General features: G+C 66.4%; 2 protein-coding genes. One reads left to right on the forward strand and one right to left on the reverse strand.

Features of this window, described 5'->3' with window-relative positions; all coding sequences use genetic code 11:
* Positions 1–583: 583 nt before the first annotated feature.
* Positions 584–1,246 carry an aldolase gene (locus tag Q7U29_RS01590; RefSeq protein ID WP_304737652.1) on the reverse strand — a complete coding sequence of 221 codons (663 nt, stop codon included), beginning with the start codon at positions 1,244–1,246 and terminating at the stop codon, positions 584–586.
* A 132-nt stretch (positions 1,247–1,378) separates the two neighbouring features.
* Between Q7U29_RS01590 and Q7U29_RS01595 the strand changes: the two genes are divergently transcribed.
* The coding region (locus Q7U29_RS01595; RefSeq protein WP_304737654.1) for an NAD(P)-dependent oxidoreductase at positions 1,379–1,961 on the forward strand (583 nt) is incomplete at its 3' end.

The following is a 1,961-nucleotide window of genomic DNA, read 5'->3' on the forward strand; positions in this document are numbered from 1 at the left end:
CGTGCAGACGAGCGGTGCCGAAGCGTACGGCGAAATCGTGTGGTCCTGGCGCCGCAAGGCTGGCGCCAAGCTTGCGAACCCGTTCGCAGGCGACGGTGGCAACAGAGCGTAGCTCACCGGGGAGAGTACGTATAAGCCGTAGAGCCATTGCGCAGGGAATGTCGGATGTTCTCCGCTGCCCTGTATGCTCGTGTGCGCCACTTTCGCACAATTTTGCACACGAGACCGCGGGTGCAGCGCGCATCCGGCATTCCCTGCTCCCTCATTTGAGGGGGACAACGACAGGCAAACCTCGGGCAAATCATGCCGCGAGATCGCGGACGCGTATCTGCTGTTTGAGATTTGAATCAGAAAACAATCTCGTCGTCCCGGACAAGCGAGCCAACGGGTCGGCGCGAAGCGCCGCCCGATGACAGGCTCCGCGAGCGCCGATCCGGGACCCATACGCCGTGCCGTAGAGGTTACGGGAAGTATAAGTGGCCTTGTTGAAGGGGCACGCCGTACCGCAGACGACCGGGATTATGGGTCCCTGCGTTCGTTCGCAGGGACGACGGATGAGGGGCCGGTGCGCAATCACGACCCCTCACGTGTGGTCGTGAGCATCCGGCAACGCCACCCCGAACACCTTGGTCAGATCCGCCACCTGCGCCGGCGTCAGATATCGCGGGTTCAGCCCGCGCAGCAGCAGATAGAGTTTTGCCGTCTCTTCCAGCTCCTCGATCGCGAACACCGCGGCTTCCAGCGTGTCGCCTGATACCACCGGACCGTGATTGGCGAGCAGCACGGATGAGTATTTTCCGGCCAGCCCCTTGATGGCATCCGCCACCGCGGGATCGCCCGGTCGAAAATACGGCACCAGCGCGGTGGCGCCGCACTTCATCAGGTAATAGGCCGTCATCGGCGGCAGCGCGGCGCGGGGGTCGATCTCCGGCAGCATCGACAGCGCCACCGAATGGGTGGAATGCAGGTGCACCACGGCGCGCGCGGCGCCGCGGGTCTGGTACAGCGCGGTATGCAGCGGCACTTCCTTGGTTGGGGCATCGCCGGACATCAGCCGGCCATCCGGGTCGAGCCGCGACAGCCGCGCCGGATCCAGTGAGCCGAGCGAGGCGTTGGTCGGGGTCACCAGCCACCCGCCGTCGTGAAGCCGGACGCTGATATTGCCCGAGGAGCCCGGCGTCAGCCTGCGCTCGAACAGCGAGCGGCCGAGCCGGCAGATTTCATCGCGCAAGGTCGCTTCGGTCATCGCAGTTCCTGGCAGTATCCCGGCAGCATCCTCTTCGCCGCTTGTCTCATGCTTTGGCAGCGCGGCCAAGCCGTGATACCCAGAGGCAAGCCGCCCGCGAAATGCGGCGCTGACAAAGCCCGGGGAGCGTTCATGCCTGAATCCACGTCGCAAAAGCCGCGTATCGCCGTCATCGGGCTGGGCTCGATGGGCTTCGGCATGGCAACCTCGCTGCGGCGCGCGGGTTTCGATGTCACCGGCTGCGATGTCTCCGATGACGCGGTGGCGCGGTTCGTGGCCGACGGGGGCCTTGGCGCCAGGACGCCGGCCCAGGCCGCCGGCGGCGCCGACATCGTCGTCAGCGTGGTCGTCAACGCCGCCCAGACCGAGACCATCCTGTTCGGCAAGGACGGCGTCGCCGAAACGCTGGCGGACGGAGCGGTGTTCATCTCCTCCGCCACCATGGACCCGGACCTGGCGCGACGGCTGGCGAAGCAGCTGGAGGCGACCGGCCGGCACTATCTGGATGCGCCGATCTCCGGCGGCGCGCAGCGCGCGGCACAGGGCGAGCTCATCATCCTGGCCTCAGGCAGTCCCGCGGCTTTCAGCAAAGCGAGGCCGGCGCTCGATGCGATGGCCGCCAGGCTTTACGAACTGGGCGATGCCGCCGGGCAGGGCGCCGCGTTCAAGATGATCAACCAGCTGTTGGCCGGCGTACATATCGCCGCCGCTTCGG

Origin of the sequence: Bradyrhizobium sp. (genome assembly GCF_030654605.1) — a bacterium.
Classification (GTDB): Bacteria; Pseudomonadota; Alphaproteobacteria; order Rhizobiales; family Xanthobacteraceae; genus Bradyrhizobium.

What these genes read in the sequence shown, in the direction of transcription:
- Q7U29_RS01590 (WP_304737652.1), bottom strand. Translation starts at nt 1,246, where the DNA reads ATGACCGAAGCGACCTTGCGCGATGAAATCTGCCGGCTCGGCCGCTCG.